The sequence below is a fragment of the Intrasporangium sp. genome, assembly GCF_035280925.1.
Lineage (GTDB): Bacteria > Actinomycetota > Actinomycetes > Actinomycetales > Dermatophilaceae > Intrasporangium.
Genome location: NZ_DATEEY010000102.1, coordinates 16,168 through 39,038 on the forward strand (window position 1 = coordinate 16,168; position 22,871 = coordinate 39,038).

General features: G+C 71.9%; 25 protein-coding genes and 1 riboswitch. Of the genes, 4 read left to right on the forward strand and 21 right to left on the reverse strand.

What is annotated here, in order from left to right; translation table 11 throughout:
* Positions 1-35: 35 nt before the first annotated feature.
* Positions 36-677 carry a TIGR03085 family metal-binding protein gene (locus VJN29_RS09835; RefSeq protein ID WP_324143447.1) on the forward strand — a complete coding sequence of 214 codons (642 nt, stop codon included), beginning with the start codon at positions 36-38 and terminating at the stop codon, positions 675-677.
* A 200-nt stretch (positions 678-877) separates the two neighbouring features.
* On the opposite strand, the gene hisF is transcribed toward VJN29_RS09835, so the two are convergent.
* A complete protein-coding gene (gene hisF / locus VJN29_RS09840) occupies positions 878-1,672 on the reverse strand; it encodes an imidazole glycerol phosphate synthase subunit HisF (protein ID WP_324143448.1) in 795 nt (264 codons plus the stop codon).
* A gap of 34 nt (positions 1,673-1,706) precedes the next feature.
* Here hisF and VJN29_RS09845 point away from each other — a divergent pair, with 34 nt between their 5' ends.
* Both VJN29_RS09845 and VJN29_RS09850 read left to right on the forward strand, forming a co-directional pair.
* Entirely contained in the window at positions 1,707-2,327 is a 621-nt protein-coding gene (locus VJN29_RS09845) for a hypothetical protein (RefSeq protein ID WP_324143449.1), read from the forward strand.
* The gene (locus VJN29_RS09850; protein WP_324143450.1) at positions 2,309-3,529 is read left to right on the forward strand and encodes a CynX/NimT family MFS transporter; all 1,221 of its coding nucleotides are present in this window, start codon (positions 2,309-2,311) and stop codon (positions 3,527-3,529) included. The genes VJN29_RS09845 and VJN29_RS09850 overlap by 19 nt, the downstream gene beginning before the upstream one ends.
* A gap of 109 nt (positions 3,530-3,638) precedes the next feature.
* On the opposite strand, the gene VJN29_RS09855 is transcribed toward VJN29_RS09850, so the two are convergent.
* From VJN29_RS09855 to rpe, 10 genes are all read right to left on the reverse strand, one after another.
* Positions 3,639-4,166, reverse strand: a complete 528-nt coding sequence (locus tag VJN29_RS09855; protein WP_324143451.1) for a flavin reductase family protein — start codon at positions 4,164-4,166, stop codon at positions 3,639-3,641.
* Positions 4,166-4,636, reverse strand: a complete 471-nt coding sequence (locus VJN29_RS09860) for a PH domain-containing protein (RefSeq protein WP_324143452.1) — start codon at positions 4,634-4,636, stop codon at positions 4,166-4,168. Before VJN29_RS09860 ends, VJN29_RS09855 begins: the two co-directional genes overlap by 1 nt.
* Positions 4,633-5,478: an ATP phosphoribosyltransferase gene (gene hisG, locus VJN29_RS09865; protein WP_324143453.1), complete on the reverse strand. Its 846-nt coding sequence runs from the start codon at positions 5,476-5,478 to the stop codon at positions 4,633-4,635. The genes VJN29_RS09860 and hisG overlap by 4 nt, the downstream gene beginning before the upstream one ends.
* Positions 5,479-5,497: 19 nt before the next feature.
* Positions 5,498-5,761, reverse strand: a complete 264-nt coding sequence (locus VJN29_RS09870; RefSeq protein WP_324143454.1) for a phosphoribosyl-ATP diphosphatase — start codon at positions 5,759-5,761, stop codon at positions 5,498-5,500.
* Positions 5,762-5,913: 152 nt separating this feature from the next.
* Positions 5,914-6,378, reverse strand: a complete 465-nt coding sequence (gene ribH / locus VJN29_RS09875; protein ID WP_324143455.1) for a 6,7-dimethyl-8-ribityllumazine synthase — start codon at positions 6,376-6,378, stop codon at positions 5,914-5,916.
* A 13-nt stretch (positions 6,379-6,391) separates the two neighbouring features.
* Positions 6,392-7,633, reverse strand: a complete 1,242-nt coding sequence (gene ribB, locus VJN29_RS09880; RefSeq protein ID WP_324143456.1) for a 3,4-dihydroxy-2-butanone-4-phosphate synthase — start codon at positions 7,631-7,633, stop codon at positions 6,392-6,394.
* Positions 7,630-8,259, reverse strand: coding sequence for a riboflavin synthase (locus VJN29_RS09885; RefSeq protein WP_324143457.1), 630 nt, complete (start codon positions 8,257-8,259; stop codon positions 7,630-7,632). Before VJN29_RS09885 ends, ribB begins: the two co-directional genes overlap by 4 nt.
* Positions 8,260-8,261: 2 nt before the next feature.
* Entirely contained in the window at positions 8,262-9,413 is a 1,152-nt protein-coding gene (gene ribD, locus VJN29_RS09890; RefSeq protein ID WP_324143458.1) for a bifunctional diaminohydroxyphosphoribosylaminopyrimidine deaminase/5-amino-6-(5-phosphoribosylamino)uracil reductase RibD, read from the reverse strand.
* A gap of 3 nt (positions 9,414-9,416) precedes the next feature.
* Positions 9,417-10,178, reverse strand: a complete 762-nt coding sequence (pnuC, locus tag VJN29_RS09895) for a nicotinamide riboside transporter PnuC (protein WP_324143459.1) — start codon at positions 10,176-10,178, stop codon at positions 9,417-9,419.
* Positions 10,179-10,301: 123 nt separating this feature from the next.
* A riboswitch (FMN riboswitch) is annotated at positions 10,302-10,441 on the reverse strand.
* An 88-nt stretch (positions 10,442-10,529) separates the two neighbouring features.
* The gene (gene rpe, locus VJN29_RS09900) at positions 10,530-11,186 is read right to left on the reverse strand and encodes a ribulose-phosphate 3-epimerase (RefSeq protein ID WP_324143460.1); all 657 of its coding nucleotides are present in this window, start codon (positions 11,184-11,186) and stop codon (positions 10,530-10,532) included.
* A gap of 241 nt (positions 11,187-11,427) precedes the next feature.
* On the opposite strand from rpe, the gene VJN29_RS09905 reads away from it, so the two are divergent.
* Positions 11,428-12,183 carry an enoyl-CoA hydratase gene (locus VJN29_RS09905; protein WP_324143461.1) on the forward strand — a complete coding sequence of 252 codons (756 nt, stop codon included), beginning with the start codon at positions 11,428-11,430 and terminating at the stop codon, positions 12,181-12,183.
* Between the two features lie 40 nt (positions 12,184-12,223).
* Here VJN29_RS09905 and VJN29_RS09910 read toward each other — a convergent pair whose 3' ends face one another.
* The 10 genes from VJN29_RS09910 to mihF form a co-directional block, all read right to left on the reverse strand.
* Positions 12,224-13,732 carry an RsmB/NOP family class I SAM-dependent RNA methyltransferase gene (locus VJN29_RS09910; RefSeq protein ID WP_324143462.1) on the reverse strand — a complete coding sequence of 503 codons (1,509 nt, stop codon included), beginning with the start codon at positions 13,730-13,732 and terminating at the stop codon, positions 12,224-12,226.
* A complete protein-coding gene (gene fmt, locus VJN29_RS09915; RefSeq protein ID WP_324143463.1) occupies positions 13,725-14,672 on the reverse strand; it encodes a methionyl-tRNA formyltransferase in 948 nt (315 codons plus the stop codon). Before fmt ends, VJN29_RS09910 begins: the two co-directional genes overlap by 8 nt.
* 1 nt (position 14,673) lies before the next feature.
* Positions 14,674-15,219, reverse strand: a complete 546-nt coding sequence (gene def / locus VJN29_RS09920) for a peptide deformylase (protein WP_324143464.1) — start codon at positions 15,217-15,219, stop codon at positions 14,674-14,676.
* 356 nt (positions 15,220-15,575) lie between these two features.
* Positions 15,576-16,832 carry a saccharopine dehydrogenase family protein gene (locus tag VJN29_RS09925; RefSeq protein ID WP_324143465.1) on the reverse strand — a complete coding sequence of 419 codons (1,257 nt, stop codon included), beginning with the start codon at positions 16,830-16,832 and terminating at the stop codon, positions 15,576-15,578.
* A gap of 86 nt (positions 16,833-16,918) precedes the next feature.
* Positions 16,919-18,994 carry a primosomal protein N' gene (locus tag VJN29_RS09930; protein ID WP_324143466.1) on the reverse strand — a complete coding sequence of 692 codons (2,076 nt, stop codon included), beginning with the start codon at positions 18,992-18,994 and terminating at the stop codon, positions 16,919-16,921.
* A 16-nt stretch (positions 18,995-19,010) separates the two neighbouring features.
* The gene (gene metK, locus VJN29_RS09935) at positions 19,011-20,231 is read right to left on the reverse strand and encodes a methionine adenosyltransferase (protein WP_324143467.1); all 1,221 of its coding nucleotides are present in this window, start codon (positions 20,229-20,231) and stop codon (positions 19,011-19,013) included.
* Between the two features lie 40 nt (positions 20,232-20,271).
* Positions 20,272-21,591, reverse strand: coding sequence for a bifunctional phosphopantothenoylcysteine decarboxylase/phosphopantothenate synthase (locus VJN29_RS09940; protein WP_324143468.1), 1,320 nt, complete (start codon positions 21,589-21,591; stop codon positions 20,272-20,274).
* Between the two features lie 13 nt (positions 21,592-21,604).
* Positions 21,605-21,868 carry a DNA-directed RNA polymerase subunit omega gene (gene rpoZ / locus VJN29_RS09945; protein WP_324143469.1) on the reverse strand — a complete coding sequence of 88 codons (264 nt, stop codon included), beginning with the start codon at positions 21,866-21,868 and terminating at the stop codon, positions 21,605-21,607.
* Positions 21,869-21,952: 84 nt separating this feature from the next.
* The gene (gene gmk / locus VJN29_RS09950; protein WP_324143470.1) at positions 21,953-22,543 is read right to left on the reverse strand and encodes a guanylate kinase; all 591 of its coding nucleotides are present in this window, start codon (positions 22,541-22,543) and stop codon (positions 21,953-21,955) included.
* On the reverse strand, positions 22,540-22,857 hold the full coding sequence (gene mihF, locus VJN29_RS09955; protein ID WP_324143471.1) for an integration host factor, actinobacterial type: 318 nt from the start codon (positions 22,855-22,857) through the stop codon (positions 22,540-22,542). The genes gmk and mihF overlap by 4 nt, the downstream gene beginning before the upstream one ends.
* Positions 22,858-22,871: the final 14 nt, after the last annotated feature.

Consider the following 22,871-nt stretch of genomic DNA (forward strand, 5'->3'; position numbering starts at 1 on the left):
GGGGCGTCCGTCCGGCACCTGAGAGGATGAGGCCCATGACGCGCCATGCCTGGTCCGAACGCCAGCAGCTGTGCGACGAGCTGGATCGGCTCGGCCCGGATGCGCCGACCCTGTGCGAGGGCTGGGCCACGCGAGACCTCGCCGCCCATCTCTTCGTCCGCGACGCTCGCCCCGACCTCGGCATCGGCGCCTTCCTCCCCCTCCTGGGCGGACGGCTCCAGCGGGAGCGCGACAAGCTGGCCCAGGGCGACTACCGCGCGCTCGTGACCCGCGTGCGCGCTGGTGCCCCCGCCTGGAACCCCGTGTCCCGCCCCCGCATCGACGAGCTGGCCAATCTCGTCGAGTTCTTCGTCCACCACGAGGACGTCCGCCGGGCCCAACCGTCCTGGGCTCCTCGCGACCTCGCCGGCAACGAGCAACGCGCCCTGTGGGCGGCCCTGCGCAGAACCGCCCGGCTCATGTTCCGCAAGGCAGGGACGGGAGTCGTCCTCGTCGCCCCCGGTGTCGGCCGCCACTCGGCCAGGCTGCCCGACGAGCACGGCACCGTCGTGCTGCGGGGCACCCCAGCCGAGCTGGTTCTCTTCGCCTACGGTCGCGGCGACCACGCCGACGTGCAGTTCGAGGGACAGGCTGACGACGTCGTCATGCTTCGCCAGTCCAAGCTGGGCCTGGGCTGACAACGCGCCAGACCAGTCTCACCGTCGAGTGTGCAGTTCGCGCCGCGCACGATGGGAGCAATGACGGGACCAAGCCCGCCCAGGCCCAGCGCGCACGCACGAGCCGCACCACCGCGTCCCGTCACTCGTCCCTCACTGGGCGGCATCTTCTGCACACTCGACCGAAGCGGGCGCGCGTTGGACGCTCGACCCAGGGCCGGCTAGCGGACGGTGACTCCGGCCTCCCGCAGGGCCCGCTTGACCTGGCCAACGGTGAGCTCGCCGAAGTGGAAGACGCTCGCGGCCAGGACGGCGTCCGCCCCCGCCTCGACCGCGGGGGCGAAGTGCTCGACCCGGCCGGCACCGCCGCTGGCCACGACCGGCACCGCCACGGCCGCGCGCACTCGCCGGACCAGCTCGAGGTCGTAGCCGTCCTTGGTCCCGTCCGCATCCATCGAGTTGAGCAGGATCTCGCCGGCGCCGAGCTTCGCGGCCCTGGCGCACCACTCGACGGCGTCCAGGTCGACTGGCGTGCGCCCGCCGTGGGTCGTCATGACGAAGTCCTGTGTCCGGCGACCGGAGTCGTCCACCCGCCGGCGGACGTCGGCCGAGAGGACGAGCACCTGGGCGCCGAACCGGTCCGCGATCTCGGCGATGAGCTCGGGACGCGCGATCGCGGCAGTGTTGACACCAACCTTGTCGGCTCCGGCCCGCAGCAGCCGGTCCACGTCGTCGACGGTGCGCACTCCTCCGCCGACCGTGAGTGGGATGAAGACCTGCTCCGCGGTGCGCCGAACCACCTCGTAGGTCGTCTCACGGTTGCCCGAGCTCGCCGTCACGTCGAGGAAGGTGAGCTCGTCCACACCCTGTGAGTCGTAGAGCTTCGCGAGCTCCACGGGATCCCCGGCATCGCGCAGGTTCGCGAAGTTGACGCCCTTGACGACGCGGCCCGCATCGACGTCAAGGCATGCGATCACGCGGGTCGCCACGGTGCTGACGGTGCTGCGGCTGGTCACGGGGCCAGCGTAGATCGCGAGTAGGGTCGCGCTCATGTGGGACCAGATCACGGAACCCGCCGACCCCGTGCATCTCGAGGCGGTGGTCGAGCTGGCTCTGGACGTGCAGCCGCGCTGCGGGGACACGACGGTTGTCGCGATCGACGGACGCAGCGGTGCGGGCAAGACGACGCTTGCGCAGGGCGTCGCAGCCGACCTGAGGTCCTACGGCACCGTGGCCCTCGTGCACATGGATCACCTGTACCCGGGATGGGACGGGCTCGGGGAGTCGTCTGAGATCCTCGCCACCCGCGTACTCGAGCCGATCTCGCGAGCGAGCTCAGCGGCATACGCCCACTGGGACTGGGACGCGGGCGGCTGGGGCGCAACAGTCGTTCTCGAGCCGACCGACTTCCTCGTGATCGACGGTGGCGGCTCGAGCGTCGGGCCGGCCCGCCCGTGTACGGCGGTGGCCGTGTTCGTCGACGCCGACCCGATGCTCCGGATGTCGCGCGGTCTCGCGCGCGACGGCGACACGTACCGACCACACTGGCAGCGCTGGGCGGCGCAGGAGGACGCCGTCTTCGCCGCGGACGACACGAGGGCCGGCGCGGACCTCGTCATCGACACGACGCGACGTGGTCTACGGTCAGCCGGGTGGAACCAGCCGACGTGACCAGGGGCGCCGAGATCGGCGTGCGGGCGAGGCCGCTGCCGCCTCTCTGGGTCACCGCGGTCGCACTCCTCGCCGTGGCAGGCAACCTGCGGACCGCGATCACGAGCGTGCCGCCCCTGATCGACGCCATCTCGCGCGACCTGGGGCTGAGCCACGCCGCCGCCGGCGCCCTGACCACGCTGCCGGTTCTGTGCATGGGAGTGTTCGCGCCCATCGCGTCCGCGATCGCACACCGCCTCGGCGCCGTCGCGGCCGTCCTCGCCGCGGTGGCCTGCGTCGTCGTCGGCACCGGCAGCCGGTGGTTCGGCGACGACGTCGCAACGCTCTACCTCGGGACGTTCGTCGCCGGCGTCGGGATCGCCGTCGCCGGTTCGCTCCTGCCCCGCCTCGTCAAGACGTTCTTCCCGCCGGAGCGCGTCGGGCTGGTCACGGGCCTGTACATGTTCGCCATGATGGGCGGTGCGGCTCTCGCGTCCGCCCTCTCGGCCCCGTTGGCCGACCGCCTCGGGTCCTGGCAGGCGTCCCTCGCGACGTGGGGGCTCCTCGCCCTCATGGGCCTGCTCGTGTGGGCGCCGTTCACGCTGCGGGCGAACCCGCACCACCTGCAAGGCGAGGAGGGTAGGCGCCGGCTGCCGTGGCGACACCCCACCGCGTGGCTCGTCGCCGGATACCTCGCCCTGCAGTCCTGGTGCTTCTACTCCGCGGTGACGTGGCTGCCACCGACCTATGTCGAGCTCGGCTGGGACCGGTCCGCGGCCGGCTACCTCGGCGCAGTGTTCAGCGGCTCGCAGGTCATCTCCGGGCTGCTCGGACCGGTGCTCAGCGACCGTGCCACCGACCTGCGGCGGCTGCTCCTCGTCTCGGCCGGGCTCGGCGTCCTCGGCTGCCTCGCCATCTTCACGGCACCCGAGGCGGCACCCTGGCTCTGGGCCGTGGTGCTGGGCCTCGGCCAGGGCGCGGCCTTCTCCCTGGCCCTCGTCCTGCTCGTCCGCTACGCGCTGACACCCGAGGCGAGCGGGCGGCTCACCGGCATGGCCTTTCTCTTCTCCTACAGCGTGGCCTCGGTCGGCCCCTTCGCCATGGGTCTGGTCCGCGACGTCACCGGCGGCCTGACACTCGTCTGGATCGTGCTCGCTGCCATCGGCGTCGTGCAGGGCCTCGTCGTCGTGCGGATGCGTCCCGACCTGGCCCGCGTCACCTGAGCCTGCGCGGCGCGACCCACCGTCGGGCGCCGCCGGCAGGCGCGTCCGCCTCTTGGCAGCCCGTGCTGGATTGGAGCGGCGCGGAAGCTGGCGCCGGTGGCGCCGCCGCTCAGCCCCAGTAGTCGTCGGCCTCGGGGCCCTCCGCCTCAGCGATCCTCTCCGTGACGGTGAACTGGCCACGGTAGAACAGCATCGGGCGGCCGGCACCCGTGTCGTCGAGGCTGAGCACGCGTCCGATGACGACGTCGTGGTCGCCGGCGACATGCACCTGTTCCACGGAGCAGTGGATGCGCGTCAGGGCGTCGGCCAGGCTGGGCCCGCCGTCTGCAGAGGGATACCAGTCCAGCCCGTCGAACCGAGCGCCGGACGGCGACCCGAAGCGCTCGACAATGTCGTGCTGCTCGTGGTGGAGGACGTTGACGGTGAACAGTCCGGTGTCGCGCATGATCGGCCAGGAGCGGCCGCGATGGTCGGCGCAGAACAGCACGAGGGGTGGGTCGAGCGACACGGAGGCGAAGGACTGGCACGCAAAACCCACGGGGTCACCGTCCAAGGTCGTGCCGGTGACGACGGTGACCCCCGTCGCGAAGTGGCCGAGTGCGTGGCGCATCTCGTCGGCCGTCGGCTGGGGGCTCATCACGAGGGCGCGTCGCGGGACTCACCGAACGCCTGGACCAGCGCGGCGAGCCGGGAGGCCTCGCGGCCGGCGAGCTCCCCGTCGGCCTTCTGGATGGCCATGACCGCGAGGGTGTCGCCGTCCTGCAGGTCGAGGCTGACCCATGGCTCGCCCCCGCCGAACTGGATCCCGACGATCTCCGGCCACTCGAGGGTCCTGCTCAGCACGAGGTTGCGGACCGTGATCCCTTGGCGGCTCGGGGTGGCGACGATCGAGGCGTACCGCCAGGCCAGGGCAGCGATGACGACGCCGAGCCCGAAGAGCATGATCCGGTCCGGCACACCCCAGCGACCATCCTGCTCGGGCATGATCACGGCGATCAGGCCGAAGAGCAGCAACGAACCCCACACCACGCCGAGGGCGACGACCCGGCCGCGCCTGGGCCGGAACGGTGCCAGAGCCGCGGGGGTGCTCGTCGGTGTGTCGCTCACAGTCGGCACGCCGCGATGTCGGTGACGAGGATCGCCCGCGCGCCGAGGTCGTACAGCTCGTCCATGAGGCGGTTGCGCCCCAGACGCGGAACCATGGCACGCACCGCGACCCACGCCTCGTCCTGGAGCGGCGAGACGGTGGGTGACTCGAGCCCCGGCGTCAGCTGGGTCGCCCTGGCGACGAGATCCTTCGGGCAGTCGTAGTCGAGCATGACGTACGTCCGGGCGGTGATGACGCCCGCGAGCCGGCGCTGGAGCACGGACGTCGCCTGCTGCTCCCCCGGTCGGTCGCCCCGGATGAGCACGGCCTCGGAGCGCAGGATCGGCTCGCCGAAGACTTCCAGGCCCTGCTGGCGCAGCGTGGTCCCGGTCTCGACGACGTCCGCGATGACGTCGGCCACGCCCAGGGTGATCGCCGTCTCGACCGCGCCGTCGAGACGAACGACCTCGGCGGCGATCCCGCGCTTGGCGAGGTCGGCGCGCACGAGTCCCGGGTAGGACGTGGCGACGCGGTTCCCGGCGATCTGCTCGACCGTCGTGACCTTGCCGGGCCGCGCGGCATAGCGGAAGGTCGATGCGGCGAAACCGAGGGTCATCACCTCGAGGGCGGTCGCCCCGGAGTCGAGGAGCAGGTCACGGCCGGTGACGCCGGCGTCGACGGTCCCCGACCCGACGTAGACCGCGATGTCCCGGGGACGCAGGTAGAAGAACTCGACGTCGTTGTCCGGGTCCGCGACGACGAGCTCCTTGGCGTCGCGCCGGGTGCGATAGCCCGCTTCCCGGAGCATCTCGACGGTCGCATCAGAGAGGGAGCCCTTGTTGGGCACGGCGATTCGCAGCATTGTTGGGTCCTCGGTGCGGTCAGAGGTGGGCGTAGACGTCGTCGAGCGTGATGCCCTTGGCGATCATGAGGACCTGGAGATGGTAGAGCAGCTGGCTGATCTCCTCGGCGGCCTCGGCCGTCGACTGGAACTCGGCGGCCATCCACACCTCGGCCGCCTCTTCCACGATCTTCTTGCCGATCGCGTGGACGCCGGCGTCGAGTGCGGCGACCGTCCCCGACCCCTGAGGGCGCGTCGCGGCCTTCTCGGCCAGCTCGGCGTACAGCTGCTCAAAGCTCTTCACGGCCAAGAGCGTACTTCCGTATGCCGCTGGGCTCAGTCCCGCCCGATCCGTGGCCACCCAGCCGCCTTTCGGTTCGATGTATCGCTCGCGGTTCGAGGTGTTCGTTCGCTCCGGAGGGCGACCCGATACCTCGATCCGCGTTGGGCGCAGGGTCAGCGGAGGTCCCGGAGGGCGGCGACAGTGGCGACTGCCGCCGTCGCGGCCTCGTGGCCCTTGTCCTCCTTCGAGCCGGGCAGGCCTGCGCGCTCGATCGCCTGCTGCTCCGTGTCGCAGGTCAGCACGCCGAAGCCGATCGGGGTGGCAGTGCGCACCGAGACCTCCGTGATGCCGGTCGTCGCCGCCTGACAGACGTACTCGAAGTGCGGGGTGCCGCCGCGAATGACGACGCCGAGTGCGACGAGGGCGTCGTAGCGAGCGGCGAGCGCGGAGCACGCCACGGCGAGCTCGAACGTGCCCGGGACGCGGACCTCGCTGACATCCGTGACGCCCGCGTCGGCGAGTCCTCGACGAGCCCCGTCGAGCAGGCCGTTCATGACCTGCTCGTGCCAGCTGGCAGCGACGACGGCGACCTTGAGGCCACGGCCGTCGACGGTGAGCGTGGGTGCTCCGTCCTTCATGCGAGGTCTCCTCTCAGGCGGACTCGGGCTTGGCGCGGAGGACGGCCGGCAGGTCGTGCCCGAGCCGATCGCGCTTCGTCACGAGGTAGCGCTCGGTCTCGGGTGCCGCCTCGGTGTGCAGCCGCTCGACGGCGACGACGTCGATCTCGAAGTGTCGCAGCGCCGCCACCTTGTCCGGGTTGTTCGTCAGCAGCACGATGCGCGTCGCAGCGAGGTCATGGAGCACCGCGGCCCCGGCTGCGTACTCGCGCGCGTCGACCGGGAGGCCGAGGGCCGTCTGCGCGTCGACCGTGTCCGCACCACGATCCTGCTCGGCGTAGGCCCGCAGCTTGTCGACGAGGCCGACGCCGCGACCCTCATGGCCGCCGAGGTAGACCACGACCCCGCCCTCCCGGCCGACCCGGGCCAGCGATGCCTGCAGCTGGGGTCCGCAGTCGCACCGGAGCGACCCGAAGGCGTCACCGGTCAGGCACTCCGAATGGAGCCGGACCAGGGTCGGGGCCCCGGGCCTGGTGCCCGTCAGCCCCCGCGGGCTCACCAGGGCGACGTGCTCGTCCCCGGTCAGCGTGTCCCGGTAGCCATGAGCCGTGAAGGTGCCGTGGCGCGTCGGGATCATGGTCGTCGCGAGCCGCTCCACCCGGTCGTGCTGCTGGCGCCACGCGATGAGCTGCTCGATCGTGACGACGGGCAGTCCCGTCTCCCGTCCGAGGGCGACCACCGCGTCGTAGCGCATCATCCGGCCGTCGTCGTGAACCAGCTCGCCGATGACCCCGACGGGTGGCAGGCCGGCGAGGCGGGTCAGGTCGACCGCGGCCTCCGTGTGCCCGGCCCGGGTCAGCACGCCACCCGGTCGGGCCCGCAGGGGCAGCACGTGACCGGGGCGGATGAGATGGGTGGGCTCGGAGGCGGGGTCGGCGAGGACCTGGACGGTGCGGGTCCGGTCCGCGGCGCTGATGCCCGTCGTCACGCCGGTGGCGGCGTCGACAGAGATCGTGTAGGCGGTGCGCAGGGGGTCGCGGTTGTCCGAGACCATGAGCGGCAGCTCGAGCCGGTCGGCCACGTCGTTCGGCATCGGGGCGCAGAGATAGCCGGACGTGTGCCGGATCGCCCAGGCCATCCACTCCTCCGAGGCGGTATGGGCGGCCAGGACGAGGTCACCCTCGTTCTCGCGGTCCTCGGAGTCGAGCACGAGCACCGGTCGACCGACCCGCATCGCCTCGAGGGCCTCCTCGATCGTCGACAGGGCGGCGGTCATGACTCCTCCTTGGTGGCAGCGGCGCCGGCTGCGCCCTGCCCGTGCGCGAGCAGGCGCTCGACATACTTCGCCAGGACGTCCACCTCGAGGTTGACCCGGTCGCCGACCTCCTTGCGGCCCAGCGTGGTCAGCTCGAGGGTGGTCGGGATGAGCGAGACGGAGAAGGTCGCCGGTCCGACTGCCGACACCGTCAGTGACACGCCGTCCACCGTGATCGAGCCCTTCTCGACGACGTAACGGGCCAGTGCGCCCGGGAGGCTCAACGTCACCACCTCCCACCGGTCGCCGGGGGTGCGCTCGGTGATGGTGGCCGTACCGTCGACATGGCCCTGGACGATGTGCCCACCGAACCGGCTCGACGCCGCCATCGCGCGTTCGAGGTTGACGCGGTCACCCGTTCGCAGCGAGCCGAGGCCGGACCGACTCAGCGTCTCGGCCATGACATCGACGCTGAACCCGTCAGCATCATGGCCGGTCACGGTGAGGCACACGCCGTTCACCGCGACCGACGCACCATGGACCGCATCGCTGGCGACGAGCGGTCCCTCGATCCGGAGTACGGCCGACTCGGTTCCGTGCTCGATGGACCCGACGGTCCCCAGCTCCTCCACGATCCCTGTGAACATGGTTATCCCGCCTTCCCCACTCCCACGAGGCTCGACGTACGGGCGCCGGCCCTGCCGCTCACGGGTACGTCGACCGGGTACGCGGTGGTCGCGTGGATCCGAAGGTCCGCGCCGACGCGCCGCACGTCCCCCAGGGCCAGTCGCCTGATCCCCTCCATCGACGTGATGCCGAGATCCCCCACGGCCGGACGTCCCGCGCCGAGGAAGGCTGGTGCGAGGTAGGCATAGACCTCGTCGACGAGCCCGGCTCGGAGGAAGGCGCTCGCGAGCCTCGGGCCGCCTTCGAGCCAGACGTCACGGACTCCCTTGTTCCACAATGCCGCCAGGACTTCATGCGGGTCACGGCTGCGGATCTGAAGGACCTCGCCAGGCCCCTCATGGATCCGGGCCGAGGCGGGCACGTCACGCAACCCGACCACGACGCGAAGTGGCTGTGCGCCCGCAGGCGTGCCCAGCGGCATACGGCCACGTCCCGTCCGCACGGTCAGTGCGGGATCGTCAACGAGGACCGTGCCCGTGCCCGCGAGGATGGCGTCGCGTGACGCCCGGAGTGCGTGCACGTCGGCCCGTGCCTCCTCGCTGGTGATCCATTGGCTCGTGCCGTCGGCCGCGGCGCTGCGCCCGTCCAGGGTGGCGGCGAACTTCCACGTGACGAGCGGTCGGCCCAGCGCGATCGTCTGCGCCCAGCGCTCGTTGAGGGCAGCGGCCTCGTCCGCCAGGACCCCGGCCACCACCTCCACCCCCGCCGCGCGCAGGACCTCAGCACCTCCGGCCGCATCGCCGTTGGGGTCGTCCTGCCCGTAGACGACCCGGGAGACCCCGGCCGCGACGAGCGCGTCAGCGCACGGACCGGTCCGTCCGGTGTGGGCGCACGGCTCGAGGGAGACGTAGGCCGTGCCACCGCGGGCCCGGTCGCCAGCGACGGCCAGCGCCGCAGCCTCGCCGTGGGGCGTGCCTGCACCGCGGTGCCAGCCCTCACCGATGAGCCCGCCGGCCGGGTCGACGATGACGCACCCGACGCGGGGGTTCGGGTCCGGCCACGATCCCCTCGTGGCCAGGTCCAGGGCGCGCCGCATGAAGGCGACGTCCATGGCGTTGACGGCGGCGTCGGCGGCGTCGGCGGCGTCGGCGTTGGCAGCGTTGGCGGCAGCCATCGCTCAGGCCCCGCGGGCGGTGACGAGCACCGGCTCGAGGTCGCGGTGTTCGGTCCGCGACGCCTTGACCCACTGCGTGAAGCCGTAGACGACGAACAGCCCGTAGAAGACGTAGAGGACGGCCGTCGGCACGTAGCCGGTCGCGAAGCCGAACGGCACTCCCACCAGGTCGACACCGATCCACGCGAGCCAGAACTCGTTCCAGCCGCGGGCCATGGCGTACGTGGCCACGATGGAGCCGACGAAGATCCACGCGTCGCACCAGAAGAACCACCACTGCGGCGTCCAGAACGGGTTCGGTGCGAGGCTCCACAGCGACACGAAGACCTGATGCACGATGACGGTGCCGACGAGCCAGAAGCCGACCACGGCGGTGCGCTCGCGCGCCGTCGCCCAGCGCGGCGTGATCGCGGCGCCGGTCGCGTCGTCGGCATGGTTCAGCCGGCGCACCTGCGTCCACCGCCACCAGCCGTAGATGCTGGTGAGGATGAAGAAGACCTGCCTCCCGGCCTGGCCGAAGAGTGGGACGCGTTCGTCGGCGCCGAAGAGCGCGCCGAGGTAGACGAAGAAGAGCATGACGTTGGCGAGGATGCCGACGGGCCAGGCCCAGACACGGCGCTTCATGCCGAACCAGGCCGAGGCGACGCCGATGAGCACGGCGATGAGCTCGATCCAGTGCAGCTGGTAGGGCCCGACGGGGATCGCGGCGTCGATGGCCTGCTGGAAGACGTTCTTCGTCTCGTCTGCGAGAGCTAGTGACTGCATGTGGTGTTCGTCCTTGGAGTTCGTGGTGCTGCTCGGACGAACTCCGGGGAACCTCCACAGCTGTCGCTGCCGTGCTCCGCCCTCCCGATCTGGGTGCGCGAACCACCACAGACGTCAGTCTGTTTCGTGCTGCCTCCCATCCGGACTTTCACCGTCGGTCCTGGAGTTCCACCAGGTCAACCGGCCACTCGTCAAGCGTGGTGAGTGGTCGGGTCGCGGACTGTCACCGCCGGCTCGGAATTACACCGACCCCGGAGCACGTAGTCACCAGTATGCACCGTGACCTCGGCAACTCCCACCCCCCGTCCGCGTGACGGCCACCACGCTGGAAGGTGTCGTATGCCGCTGGGCTCAGTGGGTGTGCGACGTGACCAGAGCGCGCAGCTCGTCGACCGCGGCGGCGGCGTCCTCGGCGCCATAGACCGCCGAGCCGGCGACGAAGACGTCGGCTCCCGCCTCGGCGCACTGCTCGATCGTGTCCGCGCTGACGCCGCCGTCGACCTGGACCCAGATCTCCCCGCCATGACGCTTGACGGCCTCGCGGACCTGGCGGACCTTCGGCATCTGGTCGGCCAGGAAGGACTGTCCACCGAAGCCGGGCTCGACCGTCATGACGAGCACCATGTCGAGCTCGGGCAGCAGGTCCGCATAGGGCGCGAAGTCCGTCCTCGGCTTGACCGCCATCGCCGCTCTCGCGCCGGCCGCCCGCAGCGCTCGGGAGAGGGATCGGGGATCACGCGCAGCCTCGATGTGGAAGGTCACCGACCGACACCCCGCCTCGGCGTACATCGGCGCCCACCGGTCCGGGTCCTCGATCATCAGGTGCGCATCGACCGGGATGGGGCTGACCTTGACGAGCGCCTCGACGACGGGCAGGCCGATGGTCAGGTTCGGCACGAAATGACCGTCCATGACGTCGACGTGGGCCCAGTCCGCGTTGGCGACCCGCTTCAGCTCGCGCTCGAGGTTGGCGAAGTCGGCCGACAGGATGCTCGGGGAGATCTGCACGGGCCCAGCCTAGGGTCCCGCTCCTGCGCCACGAGGCCCGCATGAGTGGCCTGGTCGATGGACCCGCGGCAGCCACACGGCGCGTGGGAAAGACCCACGACACCTACCGCAAGGGCAGCGGGCCGGGCGTGGTGCTCGTGCACGAGATCCCGGGAATCACGCGCGGGTCCTCGCCTTCTTCGGCGAGCGGCTGGGGCCGCGCGGGTGCTCCGCCTGGCGGCCGACACGGCAGGATCGATCCATGAGCAGCGATCCGAGCAGCGGACCCAGCAGCGACCCCGTCATCCAGGCGTTCGACGGGGACGTCCTCGTCATGACCCTGAACCGCCCGGAGAAGCGCAACGCGCTCAGCCGGGGTCTCTGCCGAGCGCTCGACTCCGCCGTTCGGGAAGGCGCGACGCGAGCTCGGGCCATCGTCCTCACCGGCGCCGGGTCGACGTTCTGCGCCGGCGCCGACCTGGACGGCGTCTACGGCGAGGAGTTCCTCGAGGCGCACTACGGCATGCTGCGCGCGATCACCGGGTCGGCCATACCGGTGATCGCCGCGGTGAACGGTCCGGCGATCGGTGGCGGCACCCAGCTCGCCGCCGCGTGCGACCTGCGAGTGGCCAGCGTCGCGGCACGGTTTGCCGTGCCGACGGCGCGCAACGGCCTCGCCGTCGACCCGTGGACGATCCGGCGGCTCAGCGACCTCGTCGGCGGGGGTCACGCTCGCGGAATCCTGCTCGCCGCGGAGACCCTCGACCTCCCCGCAGCGCTCGCGTGCGGGCTGGTCCAGCGCGAGGGAGACCTGACCGACGCGATCGCCCTCGCCCACGACCTCGCCGGCTTGGCCCCGCTCTCCCTGGCCTACGCCAAACGGGTGCTCAACTCGCACCTGCCCGACGACGACCCCGAGCTGCGGGCCGAGTTCCTCGCCTGCTTCACGAGTGCGGATGCTGCCGAGGCCGACGCGGCACGGCGGGAGGGCCGACGACCCGTGTTCCGCGGACGGTGACCTCGGCTGATCTCGGCTGATCTGGGCTGATTTCGGCGGTCTAGCGCTTGCGCAGCAGGGCGACGAACATCGCGTCGGTCCCGTGCACGTGGGGCCACAGCTGGACGTACGGGCCGTCGCCGAGCTCGGGGAGCACGGCGCCCTCAGCATCGACAAACAGAGAGCGCGCGTCGACCAGCTCCACGTCGTCGCGCTTCTTGAGGACGTCCTGCACGACGAAGCGGGTCTCGTTGAGGTGCGGGGTGCACGTGGCGTAGGCGATGACGCCGCCCGGCATCGTCGCGTCAATGCCGGAGGCGAGCAGCTCACGTTGCAGCCCGGCCAGGGCGGCGACGTCCTTGGGACTGCGCCGCCACCGAGCCTCGGGTCGTCGGCGGAGGGCGCCCAGACCCGTGCACGGGGCGTCGATGAGAATGCGGCTGTATGCCGCCGGGCTCGCTTCCCCGATCTCGCGCCCGTCGCCGTGATGAACCTCGATCGTGCTGCCAGCGGCGCGTGCAGCCGCAGTCGCTGCAGTCAGCGTCTGGCGGACCAGCTGTGCGCGCGTCTGGTTCACCTCGTTGGCGATGAAGGGGATCCGCCGTTGCACGGCGATCGAGCCCAGGAGGCCCGCCTTGCCGCCCGGACCAGCACAGAGGTCCAGCCATCGCTCGGAGGTCATGGCGTCGTGACCTACCTCCGCGGTCGCGAGGGCCAGGGCGACCAGCTGGGACCCCTCGTCCTGGACAGCGGCTCGTCCCTCTCGGATGGCGGGAATGGCGCCCGGGTCGCCCTCGGGGAGCACGGCGCCGACCGGGCTCGTCGTGGACGCGACGGCGCCCGCGTCGACCAGCTCGGCCACGCTCGCCAGTCCCGGCCGCGCCGCGAGGGAGACCCTGGGTGCTGCGTTGTCCGACTCGAGCAGGCGACCCAGCTCGCCGTCGACGCTGTCGGCGGTGGCCCGGCCATGTCCGATGAGCGCCGCGCGGAGTGCCTTGGTGACCCAGAGCGGGTGTGAGGTGCGGATCGCGAGGGCCTCGAGCGGGTCGTCCACGTCAGCCGTGACGACCTCGAGCCACTCCTCGAGGCTGCGCTCACTGACGCGTCGCATCACCGCGTTGACGAAGCCTGAGGCACCCGCGCCGTTCACCTGCCGGGAGAGCGCGACGGTCTCGTCGACCGCCGCGTGGGTCGGCACGCGCATGCCGAGCAGCTGGTGGGCGCCGAGCCGGAGCGTGTCGAGGACGCGCGGGTCGATGTTGTCGACGGGGCGGTCGGCGGCATGGGCGGCGACGGCGTCGTAGAGACCGGACATTCGGGTCGCCCCGTAGACGAGCTCCGTGGCGAAGGCGGCGTCCCGCCCGTGGATCCGCTTCTCGCGCAACAACATCGGGAGCGCCAGATTGGCATAGGCGCCCTGGGCCACCTCGCGCATGGCGGTGTAGGCGGTCAGCCGGGCCGGATCGGTGCGCCGCGCCCGCTCCGACGGCCGCTGCACCGACCGGTGCCGGGCATTCCGGCCTCGGTCCGGTGGTCGCTGCCGTCCGCCACGGCGCCCCTCGTCACTCATCGGCGAGTCCCTCGCCTGCCTCGATGCGGGTGCCTCGCGCCCAGTCCGGAGCGGGCATCGGCCGCTTGCCGTGGGCCTGGACGATGCCGAGCCGGACGGGCAGGGTTCCCGTGCCGACGAAGACGGCCTGTCTCGTCACCAGGAGTGTGCCGGGCTCGAGCGTGCCATGCCCCGGCACCTCGTCGGGAGCAGCGATGGCGACCGGCAAGAGCTTGAGTCGCTCGCCCCGGAACGTCGTCCAGGCCCCCGGCGCCGGCGTGCAGCCGCGGATGAGCCGGTCGATGGCCCGGGCCGGCCTGGCCCAGGTGACGCGGGCGTCGGCGACCTCGACCTTGGGGGCATGGGAGATCCCTTCGGCTGGTTGCGGTCTGGCCACGAGGTCACCGTGCTCGATGCCGTCGAGGGTGGCGACGAGCAGCCCGGCGCCGCCGTGGGCGAGTCGTGCGAGGAGGTCGCCGGCCGTGTCGGTCGGCCGGATCGTCTCGGTCATGACGCCATAGACAGGGCCGGTGTCGAGCCCCCGCTCCAGCCGGAAGGTCGAGGCGCCGGTCACCTCGTCGCCTGCCATGATCGCGTGCTGGACGGGTGCGGCCCCCCGCCAGGCCGGGAGCAGCGAGAAGTGCAGGTTGATCCAGCCGTGCGGCGGGAGGTCCAGCGCGACCTGAGGGATGAGGTTGCCGTAGGCCACGACGGGGCAGGCATCCGGCTCGAGCCGCCGCAGCTGGTCGAGGAGCTCGGGCTCCTTGACCGAGCGGGGAGTCAGGACCGGCAGGCCGAGCTCCCCCGCTCTGACCTTGACGGGGGACGGCTCCAAGCGGCGTCCCCGGCCGGCCGGAGCGTCGGGGCGGGTGATGACACCGGCGAGGTCGTGGCGCGACTGCGCGATGGCATCGAGGCTCGGCAGCGCCGCCTGCGGCGTTCCCGCGAAGACCACCCGCACGTCACATCCCCAGGCCGAAGGTCGAGTGGGGGCTGACCTTCACCCTGGGCGCCGGCTCGCCGAACCACTCGGCCTCCCGGATGGCCCGCATGGCCTCCTTGCGTACCTCCGCGTCGAGCCGGTCGACGAAGAGGATCCCGTCGAGGTGGTCGGTCTCGTGCTGGACCGCCCGGGCCAGCAGCTGCGTGCCCTCGAGCACGACGGGCTCGCCGTGCATGTCCTGGCCCTTGGCGACGACGCAGAGGGCACGCCTCGTCTCAACGGTGACACCCGGGATGCTGAGGCATCCCTCGGGCCCGTCCTGGGTCTCGTCGGAGAGGTCGAGCAAGGGGTTGACGAGGTGCCCCACGACGTCGTCGACGAAGTAGGTGAAGACCCGAAGCCCGACCCCGATCTGCGGGGCGGCCAGACCGGCGCCGGGCGCGTCGAGCATGGTGTCCTCGAGGTCCTTGACGAGCGTCCGCAGCTCCTTGTCGAAGTCGACGACCTCGACCGCCGGGGTGCGCAGCACCGGGTCTCCGAAGAGGCGGATGTCCTTGATCGCCACAGGTGTCAGTCCTCGAGGGTCGCAGGCGCCCACGCCGGGCGCCGAAGACCAAGTCTAGGTGGGCCTCACCTGCGCCTCAGGGCAGGCGCTCAACCTCGAGGGGGCAGTACCCCGCCGCGCCCTCCCCGTGGAGTGCGCACTTGGCTCTGCGCCCCCCGTCGAGTGTGCACTTGGCATCCGTCGCGGGGGATGCCAACTGCGCACTCGACCAATCGTGGCGAGGTCCAGTGCACACTCGACCAATCATGGCGAGGCCCAGCGCACACTCGACCAACGTTTGGCGATGCGCACGGCACACTCGACCGGGAGGTGTCGCTGCTGGGCGGCCCGCCAAGGGCCAGCAGTCGGGCCGGCTGTCACGGCAGGCGCTCAACCTCGAGGGTGAAGCCCTGCGCCCGCAACCGCTCGACGAGAACGTCTCCGATCGCCGTGGCCGGGGTCAGGACTCCCGCGCGGTGCGGCAGGCGGTCCTCGTCAAGTGCGAGAGCCAACGCGCTCTCGCCGAGCATCACGGCCGTTCCGGTGTAGCCCGGGTCGTACGACGCCCCGACGCGGGCGACGTACCGGGCTCCGGTCGTGGTCGTCGTCCTGGTCTCCATGAGGAACCGTCCGGCCGCCATCTGCTCCCGGCTCGGGCCCTCGCCCGGCTTGGGCAGGAGCCGGTCGAGGACCGCGCGTGAGGGCGCCCAGGACAGGCCGGCCAGCCCACCGGTCAGCCCGATCGCCATCCCCGCGGCGAGCACCGGGGAGAGCGGGCCCTTGCCGAAGTCGACGACCTCGCGATATCGGAACTCCCGTCCGTAGGACCAGTCCGTCAGCGTGTTGGACAGGCGAACGACCCTGGTGTTGAAGCCCGCCATGGCGAAGGGCCCGTTCCAGCGTCCGCTGGCCGGGTCGCGGTCGACCGGCATCACCTTGCGGAGCAGTCCGGCGAGACCCCCGGGACGCCGGGACGCACTCGTCGGCTCCTCGGCGCGCCTCGGGCTGAGCGCGTACGGGTCGGCGAGCACGTGCCGGGTCTCGGGCTCCTCGCGGACGAGGATGGCCTGCTGACGGGCGGAGTCGACGGTGCCGCCGCTGAAGCCACCCGATGCGAACTTCACCGCGAGGAGCGTGTCCCCCAGGGTGCCCTCGCCGTCCTCTGCGGCACGTCGAGCCAGCAGGTGGACCGCGAGGTCCGACGGAACGGAGTCGTAGCCGCAGGCGTGGACGAGGCGAGCGCCCGTCTCGGCGGCTCGTCGCGAGAGGGTGTCCATCGTCCAGCGGACGAAGAGCACCTCTCCCGTCAGATCCGCATAGTGCGTCCCGGCGTCGGCGCAGGCGCGGGCAACTTCCTTGCCGTGCACGGCGAACGGCCCGACGGTCGTCGCCATGACACGGGTCCGTGCCGCCAGGGCGTCCAGTCCGGAGGCGTCCATCGCGTCGACCTCGATCAGCTCCCAGTCGGCGGCGTTCTCGTCCAGCCGATCCCGGACGGACTCGAGTCGCGAGCGCGATCGCGCAGCCAGCGCCACCCGCGCGGTCCCGGCCTGCTGCGACAGATATCGGGCCGTCAGGGCGCCGACGAAGCCGGTCGCACCGTAGAGGACGATGTCGAACTCGCGGGTGTCCATGGCGTCACTGTGCCATGCGACCCCAGAAGCTGTTCACTCGATCGTGAGGGGTGGGGGCCGTAGCGAGGGTGGGGGGCGTGGCGCGGCTACCAGCCATCGACCGGATCCACGCGGACCGTGACGACATCGCCCTCCTTGCGCGCCGACCGGAGGGCCCTGAGCGCGGCCAGCGCGTCAGTCAGCTCCGCGGTCACCTCCAGCGGAGCGCGCACCAGCGCGTGCCAGCTGCCCGGGTCATCGTCCGAGCCACCGTCGCCGCTACCAGTGCCACTGTGGGACCACGTGCCGAGCGGCATCGGGCCAAGCATCTGGGCTTCAGCAGGCAGGCGCAGCTGGGCCAGGGCCGCCTCGAGCGCCGCACGACTGCCCCGAAGCTGAGCCATCCGCACCGCGGGCGGCAGGCCCAGCTCGCGTCGCTCGCCGAGCTCTCGGCCCGCGAGCCACCCGGGATCCCAGCGCACGAGCGCCTCGACTGCCGGCAACGTCACCCCTTCGGGAGCCCCGGCGAGGACGACGGGCCGGCCGGGACGCACCAGCGCGGCCGCGGCCATCCAGCGGCGCAGCGACTCCAGCGGCGCGTCGAGGACCGGCAGGTCAAGACTCGCCCAGGCGTCGAGGAGCAGCACCGCCGCATACCCATCCTCGGCCACCGGCTCGGCACCGGGAGTCGCGATGACGATCGCCGGCTCCGGCCCGACCGAGCCGTGCACCTCTCCGGAGCCGGACGTGATGACCGGGTGGCCCGGCAGCGACCGCCCGATCTCCTCCGCGGTGCGGCGCGCCCCGGTGACCGTGGCGCGCAGCCGCCGGGAGCCACAGCTGCGGCACTCGAAGCCGGATGGCCCGAGCCCTGCACTGCACCAGCGGCACCGGGGTTCGCTGCCGGCGGAGCCCAGTGCCATCGGCCCGTGGCAGCGCGGGCACCGCACCGGGGACCGGCACTCACCGCAGCTCAAGGCCGGCAGGTATCCCCGCCGAGGGACCTGGACGAGGACGGGCCCGTCGCGCAGGGCGTCCTTGGCCACGCGCCACGCCCTCGACGGCAGGTGGGCCCGGGCAGCGGGCCCGTCCCGCTCCTGATCGAGTCCCTCCCCCGCAATGACGACCTGCGGCGCCGCGCCGCGGACGACGTCGTGGTCGGCGACCACCGGGACGACCTGGCCTGCCTCGACCTCGGCCTCCAACCGGAGGCTGCGGACGAAGCCGCCCGAGAGCAGTGCTGCGCCGGCCTGCTCGGCCCGCAGCGACAGGACGACTCCGGTGTGGTGATAGGGCGCCCGCGGCTCGGACAGCAGGTCGTCGCCGTCGTCCCAGCACGCCACCAGCCCCAGGTCATGGACCGGCGCGAAGGCCGCGGCCCGGGTGCCGATCGCCACCCGCACGTGCCCGCGCAGGACCTTGAGCCAGGCGGTGTAGCGGGCCTGGGGGCCCTGGTCTGCCGTCAGCCTGACGTGCCGTCCTGGACCGAGACGGCGGACCAGGGCCGCGTCGACGCGGTCGACGTCGCGATGATCCGGGACCACGACAACCGCTCCCCGCCCACCCGTCAGGGCGGCGTGGACCGCGACGGCGAGCGCCTCCGGCCAGTCGCTGTCCCGGTCCCTGGTCGGCAGCGCCAGCCACGCCGCGGCAGGGCCCTCGCCGGCTGCCACGCGACGCAGCCAGGCACGACCAGCGGGATAGTCGGCCCAGGGGCCGCCGTCAACCCCGCACGCCACGGGGCTCGACGGCTCGTCGGGAGCCGGCTCAGCGGCATACGACCTCGGCGTCGGCGGCAGGAGCGGGAGGTTGCGCTCCGCCGTGGCGTGACGTCTGGGCACGGCGAGGCGAAGGACGTCGCTGAGCGTGCCGGCGTATCGGTCGGCCACCGCCCGGCACAGCGTGAGAACCTCCGGTGTGAGGACGGGCTCCGCGCTGACGACCTTGCGCAGCGGCGTCAGGCGCCCCTCGTGCTCGGCCTCCGCGCGCCGCTCGACGAGGAACCCCTCGAGGTCCCGACCGGCAAAGCGCACCCGCACCCGGGCGCCGGGCACGGCGTCTGCGGCCAGCTCGTCGGGAACGGCGTACTCGAACACCCGGTCGAGGTGGGCGAGCGGCGTGTCGACGACAACTGCAGCGACCGGCCCGAGGGCCGGTCGCGGCGCAGAGGTGTCGTCGCCCACGAGGGCGAATCTAGTGTCAGCTGGCGACAGCGGCCCGCAGGGCCTCGATGCGGTCGGTCCGCTCCCAGGTGAAGGCGTTGTCCACCCCATCCGCCTTGGTGCGGCCGAAGTGGCCGTACGCCGCCGTGGGGCCGTAGATCGGGCGGAGCAGGTCGAGCGCGTCGACGATCGCCGCCGGACGCAGGTCGAACACCATGCCGATGGCGTCCTGGATCCGGTCGACCGGCACGGTCTCGGTGCCGAACGTCTCGATGTAGAGCCCGACCGGCTGGGCCTTGCCGATCGCGTACGCGACCTGGACCTCGCAGCGCCGCGCCAGGCCGGCCGCGACGACGTTCTTGGCCACCCACCGCATCGCGTACGCACCGGACCGGTCGACCTTGCTCGGGTCCTTGCCCGAGAAGGCGCCACCACCATGCCGGGCCATCCCACCGTAGGTGTCGACGATGATCTTGCGACCGGTCAGGCCGGCGTCGCCCATCGGGCCGCCGATCTCGAAGCGCCCGGTCGGGTTGATCAAGGTGCGGTAGGTCGAGACGTCGAGGTCGCTCCCCCCGGCGTGCAGCTCCTCGAGGACCGGCGCGATGACGTGCTCCCTGATGTCCGGCTCGAGCATCCCCTCGAGCGACACGTCGGGAGCGTGCTGCGTCGACAGGACCAGCGTGTCGAGCCGGACCGCCTTGTCGCCCTCGTAGGCGATGGTCACCTGGGTCTTGCCGTCGGGGCGCAGGTAGGCGAGCTCGTTGTTCTTGCGCACCTGGGTCAGGCGCTCCGACAGGCGGTGGGCGAGGTAGATGGGCAGCGGCATGAGCTCGGGGGTGTCGTCGCACGCGTAGCCGAACATCAGCCCCTGGTCGCCGGCACCCTGCTTGTCCATGGGGTCGACACCGCCGTGCCGAGTCTCATGGGCCGTGTCGACGCCCTGCGCGATGTCGGGCGACTGGGAGCCGATCGATACGGAGACGCCACAGGTGCGGCCGTCGAAGCCCTTCTGCGACCCGTCGTAGCCGACGCGCAGGATGGTCTCCCGGACGATGCGCGGGATCTCCACGTAGCCCGTCGTCGACACCTCACCCGCGACGTGGACGAGCCCGGTGGTGACCATCGTCTCGACGGCGACCCGGGCCTGGGCGTCCTCGGCGAGCATCGCATCGAGGATGGCGTCGCTGATCTGGTCGCAGATCTTGTCCGGGTGTCCCTCGGTGACGGACTCGGACGTGAAGAGACGTGCGGACACGTGGGCTCCCTGGCTGTGTGGCGTGCGGGCGATGGCGAGTTTAGCCCGCGGGATGGAGAAGGGCGGCCACAACGTCCAGTACGGCGTCGGCGACGGCATCCTTCGATGCCGGCCCCACCGTGCGGACCTCGTCACTGCCCCGGGTCAGGAGGTGAACGGTGTTCTCGTCCTGCCCGAAGGTCTTGTCGTAGCCGACCTCGTTGGTCACCTGGAGGTCGCTGCCCTTGCGGGCGAACTTGGCGCGGGCGTGGTCGAGCACCGACCCAGCCGCATCGCCCGTCTCGGCGGCGAAGCTGACGATGACCGGACGCGCCGCCCCGCGCTCAGCGCGGTCGGCGACGAGGCCCTTGACGATGTCGGGGTTCTCGACGAGGTCCAGACGCAGGCCCGCGCCGTCCTCCCCCTTCTTGATCTTGCTGTCGCTCGCTGTCGCCGGGCGGAAGTCGGCAGGCGCCGCGGCCATGACGACCACGTCGGCGTCCGTGGCCGCCGCGACCACCGCCTCCTGCAGCTCGATCGTCGTCTCGACGGGAACGACCGCCACGCCGTCGGGCGTCGGGAGTGAGACGTTCGCCGCCACGAGGGTCACCGTGGCGCCACGGGCGGCGGCCGCGCGAGCGATGGCGAGGCCCTGCTTGCCCGACGAGCGGTTGCCGAGGTAGCGCACGGGATCGAGGGGCTCGCGGGTGCCCCCGGCCGAGACCACGACCTTGCGGCCCTTGAGGCCATCGACGTCGTATGCCGCTGAGCCGGCTTCCCGGGACCCAGCGGTGGCGACGTCCTCCCGCGCTCCCGCGTCGTCACTCCCGCTCGGGGCGGTAGGAGGGGGACCATGCGGGTCAACGATGGCGAGCACAGCGGCATAGAGCTGGTCGGGCTCGGGAAGCCGACCGGCGCCGGTGTCGGTGCCGGTCAGGCGACCTTCCGCCGGGTCGATGACGTGGACCCCACGCTCGCGCAGGGTGGCCACGTTGGCCCGGGTCGCCGGGTGGAGCCACATCTCGGTGTGCATCGCGGGGGCCAGCACGACCGGGCAGCGCGCCGTGAGCAGGGTGTTGGTGAGCAGGTCGTCGGCGAGGCCGTGGGCGGCCTTGGCGAGCACGTCGGCGGTCGCAGGGGCGACGACGACGACGTCGGCGGCCTGGCCGATGCGCACGTGCGGCACCTCGTGGACATCCGTCCACACGTCGGACGCCACCGGCTTGCCCGACAGGGCGGCCCATGTCGGCGCGCCGACGAAGCCGAGGGCGGCCGCGGTGGGCACCACGGTCACGTCGTTGCCGCTCTCGGTGAAGAGCCGCAGCAGGGAGCACGCCTTGTAGGCGGCGATGCCGCCGCTCACGCCGAGGACGACGCGCATCGGACGGGGCGCCTCAGGCCTCGGTCGGCTCGGAGGTGAGCAGGCCCTCGTTGATCTCGCGCAGTGAGATCGACAGCGGCTTCTCGTGGACCTCGGTCTCCACGAGCGGGCCGACGTAGTCGAGCAGGCCCTCCTGCAGCTGGGAGTAGTACGCGTTGATCTGGCGAGCCCGCTTGGCCGCGTAGATGACGAGCGCGTACTTCGAGTCGGCGGCGGTCAGCAGGTCGTCGATCGGCGGGTTGGTGATGCCGATGGGAGCGGCCTTGGTACCGGACACGGTGATCTCGTTTCGTTGGGTTCGTTGCGTGCGTCGTCTCGTGCAAGGACGCCCTCGCGGCGCACAAGACCGGCGGGACCACCGTCAGGAGCGTCCCGATCTCATCAATGATACGAGTTCTTCGCTGGCCCGACGAACGTCGTCGTTGACGATGACCTTGTCGAACTCCGCTCGGGCCGCCAGCTCCGCGCGGGCGGTGTCGAGCCGACGGGTGCGCTCCACCTCGTCCTCGGTTCCCCGGCCGACCAGCCTGCGGACGAGCTCCTCCCAGTTGGGCGGCTCGAGGAAGACGAAGAGCGCGTCGGGCCAGGTGTCCCTGACCTGACGGGCTCCCTGCAGGTCGATCTCGAGCAGGGCGTCCTTGCCCTCCCGGATGGCCCGCTCGACCGGCCCTCGCGGCGTGCCGTACTGCGCGACGCCGTGGACGACGGCGTGCTCGAGGAACTCGCCGGCGGCGACGAGCCGGTCGAACTCCTGGTCGTCGACGAAGTGATAGTGCACGCCGTCCACCTCACCGGGTCGCGGCGTGCGGGTCGTCATGGACACGGAGAACCAGACGCCGGGGAAATGGGTTCGGACGTAGGCCGCGATGGTGCCCTTCCCCACCGCTGTCGGGCCGGCAAGCACGGTGAGGCGTCCGGGCTCGCGGGGCGCCGTCCCGGAGGCCGGCGTCACGGCCGCTCGAACTTGCGCAGCAGCGCAGCGATCTGGTTGGCGCCAAGCCCCCGCACCCGACGGGACTCGGCGATGCCCACCTCAGCCATGATGGCCCTGGCCCGGACTCGGCCCACCCCCGGCATCGACTCGAGCAGCTCGGTCACCTTCATCTTGCCGATGACGGGGTCGGCCTTGCCGTCCTCGATGACCTCGGCCAGCGAGCCGCTGGAGTACTTGAGGCGGTTCTTGACAGCTGCTCGCTCCCGGCGCGCGGCGGCAGCCTTCGTCAGGGCTGCGGCGCGCTCCTCAGGGGTGAGCGGTGGAAGGGCCACGGTGCGAACTCTCC

What these genes read in the sequence shown, in the direction of transcription:
- VJN29_RS09845 (WP_324143449.1), top strand. Translation starts at nt 1,707, where the DNA reads ATGTGGGACCAGATCACGGAACCCGCCGACCCCGTGCATCTCGAGGCG.
- VJN29_RS09855 (WP_324143451.1), bottom strand. Translation starts at nt 4,166, where the DNA reads ATGAGCCCCCAGCCGACGGCCGACGAGATGCGCCACGCACTCGGCCAC.
- hisG (WP_324143453.1), bottom strand. Translation starts at nt 5,478, where the DNA reads ATGCTGCGAATCGCCGTGCCCAACAAGGGCTCCCTCTCTGATGCGACC.
- pnuC (WP_324143459.1), bottom strand. Translation starts at nt 10,178, where the DNA reads ATGCAGTCACTAGCTCTCGCAGACGAGACGAAGAACGTCTTCCAGCAG.
- ribB (WP_324143456.1), bottom strand. Translation starts at nt 7,633, where the DNA reads ATGACCGCCGCCCTGTCGACGATCGAGGAGGCCCTCGAGGCGATGCGG.
- VJN29_RS09835 (WP_324143447.1), top strand. Translation starts at nt 36, where the DNA reads ATGACGCGCCATGCCTGGTCCGAACGCCAGCAGCTGTGCGACGAGCTG.
- ribH (WP_324143455.1), bottom strand. Translation starts at nt 6,378, where the DNA reads ATGAAGGACGGAGCACCCACGCTCACCGTCGACGGCCGTGGCCTCAAG.
- ribD (WP_324143458.1), bottom strand. Translation starts at nt 9,413, where the DNA reads ATGGCTGCCGCCAACGCTGCCAACGCCGACGCCGCCGACGCCGCCGAC.
- VJN29_RS09885 (WP_324143457.1), bottom strand. Translation starts at nt 8,259, where the DNA reads ATGTTCACAGGGATCGTGGAGGAGCTGGGGACCGTCGGGTCCATCGAG.
- VJN29_RS09905 (WP_324143461.1), top strand. Translation starts at nt 11,428, where the DNA reads ATGAGCAGCGATCCGAGCAGCGGACCCAGCAGCGACCCCGTCATCCAG.
- VJN29_RS09910 (WP_324143462.1), bottom strand. Translation starts at nt 13,732, where the DNA reads ATGAGTGACGAGGGGCGCCGTGGCGGACGGCAGCGACCACCGGACCGA.
- VJN29_RS09940 (WP_324143468.1), bottom strand. Translation starts at nt 21,591, where the DNA reads ATGCGCGTCGTCCTCGGCGTGAGCGGCGGCATCGCCGCCTACAAGGCG.
- VJN29_RS09925 (WP_324143465.1), bottom strand. Translation starts at nt 16,832, where the DNA reads ATGGACACCCGCGAGTTCGACATCGTCCTCTACGGTGCGACCGGCTTC.